4 protein-coding genes are annotated in these 2,891 nt (G+C 70.6%); all 4 read left to right on the top strand.

From position 1 onward, the window contains the following. The first annotated feature begins 96 nt into the window (after positions 1–96). Entirely contained in the window at positions 97–273 is a 177-nt protein-coding gene (locus CCN72_RS39270; protein WP_158101440.1) for a hypothetical protein, read from the top strand. 32 nt (positions 274–305) lie between these two features. Continuing rightward, complete coding sequence (locus tag CCN72_RS30435; protein ID WP_086811258.1) at positions 306–728, top strand: nuclear transport factor 2 family protein; 423 nt, start codon at positions 306–308, stop codon at positions 726–728. A 91-nt stretch (positions 729–819) separates the two neighbouring features. Next, positions 820–1,749, top strand: a complete 930-nt coding sequence (locus CCN72_RS30430) for an NAD(P)-dependent oxidoreductase (protein WP_086811256.1) — start codon at positions 820–822, stop codon at positions 1,747–1,749. After that, positions 1,746–2,717, top strand: a complete 972-nt coding sequence (locus CCN72_RS30425; protein ID WP_086811254.1) for a spirocyclase AveC family protein — start codon at positions 1,746–1,748, stop codon at positions 2,715–2,717. The genes CCN72_RS30430 and CCN72_RS30425 overlap by 4 nt, the downstream gene beginning before the upstream one ends. Positions 2,718–2,891 lie beyond the last annotated feature (174 nt).

Here is a 2,891-nt window from a genome sequence, read left to right as displayed (position 1 = left end):
CGGTAGGCGGCGGTCGGGCTGCCCTGCCCCGACTGGGCGCGGGCAGAGCAACCCACCACCGCCTACCGGCTGGTCACACGGGGCGTAGGGCGCACGGTGCTGCGGGAGCGGGCCGCCGAACTCGTGCGCGGCCGCACCCTCGTCACCCACCAGCACATCGACGGCCCAAGGGAGCAGTGCCTGCTCGTGCGGCCCGACGGCTACACCGCGTGCGCGGCGGACACCACGCAACTGGACGACGTACGGCGCCTGTTGGACCGCGTGTCCGCCTGAACGTTCTCACCGAACCGGAACACGGAGGAGCAGTGAACATCTCACCCGAACACGACAAAGTTTTCCGCACCTGGGCGAACTCCCTGTGCACCAACGACCTCGAAGCCTATCTGTCGTGCTTCGCCGACGAACTGCGCCTGGAGGACATCGCGTTGGACAGCGTCGTCCAGGACAAGGCCAAGCTCCGCAAGGACGTGGCGACCTGGTTCGACGCCTTCCACGACGAACAGCTCACCCTCGACGGCTATCTCACCGGACCGGACGGTGAGATCGGCACCAAGTGGACGCTGTCGGCCACCGTCGTCGGGCACTTCCCGCGGGTGACCGAGAACGCCGTGATGGGCCGCCGCTTCACCAAGCACGGGCTGAGCGTCTTCACCTTCTCGCCCGAGGGACGGTTCCGCACCGAGGTCTCCTACTGGAACCTCACCACCATCACCCGGCAGATCACCTGACCCGCCCCGTGTCCGGGCACGGCCGCCGCACCACCTGCCCCACCCTGTCTTTTTCGGCGGCCGTGCCCGGCCACGCGGCCGAGGAGCAGCCATGGCCCTCACCGTCGGATTCATCGGGCTGGGCGTGATGGGCTCCCCCATCGCGCACCGGATCCTCACCTCAGGTTTCCCGCTCACCGTCTGGAACCGCACCGCGGACAAGACCGAGCCCCTGCGAGCGGCCGGCGCGGTCGTCGCCGCCTGCCCCGCCGACCTCGCCCGCACCTGCGACGTCATCGCCCTGTGCGTCACCGACCAGGAGGCCGTCACCGGCATCGCGCTGGGAGCGGACGGCCTGCACACGGCCCCCGGCCGCGGGCAGCTCGTCATCGACCACTCCAGCATCCCCGCCGGTACGACCCGTACGGTGGCCGGACGGCTGCGCGCCGCCAACGGGATCTCCTGGCTCGACGCACCCGTCTCCGGCGGCACCCCCGCGGCCGAGGGCGGGACCCTCACCGTCATGGCCGGCGGCAGCCAATCCGACTTCGACCGTGTCCACGGGCTCATGGCCGCCTACGCCCGGCAGATCACCCTCATGGGCCCCCTCGGCGCGGGGCAGGCCACCAAGCTGTGCAACCAGGTCATCGTCGCGGCGAACGTGTGGGGGGCCGCCGAAGCGGCCACCCTGGCCGAGGCCGCCGGCATCCCGCCCGAGCGGCTGCTCAGCGGACTGGCCGGAGGCTTCGCCGACACCCCTCTTCTGCGCCACTTCCTGCCCCACATGCTCGACCCGCACGACGACACCCTCGGCACCCTCACCGACCTCGTCAAAGACCTCGACACCGCACTGGCGACCGCCCGCACCACCGGCACCCCGCTCCCTTTGACCGCGCACCTGGCCGAACTCCTGCGCATCGCCAACCGGTGGACCCGGCCACGTGTCTCGGGCAGCTTCATCGGCCTCCTGCACGGCCCCGGACACACAGACACACAAAACGAAGACACACGGGACAAAGACACACGGGACGATCCGTCATGACCAGCACACTCGGCACGGCCACCGCCACTTCCGCCCGCCGCCTCGTCCACGCCCCCGCCTTCTGGTGGGCCCTCACCGGCATCGTGTTCACCCTGGCCGGGGCAGCGGTCCTGATCCCCTGGGCGGCCCACGGGGTGCGCTCCCCGCACTACGGCGGCGACAGCATCTCGCCCGCACGCACCATCGTCGTCGTCACCGTGCAGGTCCTCCTCGTCCTCACTCTGATCGCCTGCGCCGTGCACCTGACCCGCACCAGCCTGCGCCGCGGACAGGTCACCCTCGACGCCGGCATCGCCGCCGGTTTCCTGATCTCCTCCTGGCAGAGCCCCCTGCTCGACTACCGCGACATCACCGTCGTGGTGAACCAGCATGCAGCGCACGTCAACTCGTGGGGGCCGTACATTCCCGGCTGGAACCCGCCCCATCCGGAGCTCCAGATCGAGGCGCCCATCGCCGTCACCGGCGTCGGGTTCGGCCTGCTCATCCTGTGGGTGTGGGCCCAGGCGCTGGCGGGCCGCAAAATAGCCGACCGGTTCCCCCGCTGGGGACCGCTGCGGCTGTGGACGGCCATCCTCATCGCCGGCATCGTCACCGACGCCCTGATCGAGGCGGCGTGGCTCAACACCGGCATCTACTCCTACGCCCACGCCTGGAAGCCGGTCACCCTCTTCGCCGGGCACTGGTACAACATCCCCCTGTCCGCCGCGTTCACCGCGACGCTCTTCACCACCCCCTTCGTCGTCATGCGGCACCTGGAACAGACCCGCGGCGCCGTCCCGTGGATCTACCGGGGCGCCGAACTCGCCTCCACCGCGCGGGGACAGAACATCATCCGGCTCCTCGCCGGCATCGGGGCCGGGAACACCGCCACCTTCGTCTACCTGGTCCTGTGCGTCCTGTGGGGCCTGGCCGGCGGCCCCATGCCCGCCGACACCCCCTCCTACCTGTGGCCCATGAACGCGAGGTGACCCCGTTGGACACCAACCGCAACCGCAACCTCAACCGCAACCGCGACGGCGACGGCACCGCCGACAACCCGCTCCGTCCGGAGTTCTGGAAGAAGCCGGCCGGGGAGATCGACGCGTTCTTCGCGCGGCTGCGCGCCGGGAGGGAGCCCGTCTTCTTCCCCTACCGGCCGGCCC

The sequence above is a fragment of the Streptomyces murinus genome (genome assembly GCF_002154555.1).
Lineage (GTDB): Bacteria > Actinomycetota > Actinomycetes > Streptomycetales > Streptomycetaceae > Streptomyces > Streptomyces murinus.
This window is presented reverse-complemented; position numbering and strand designations above follow the sequence as displayed.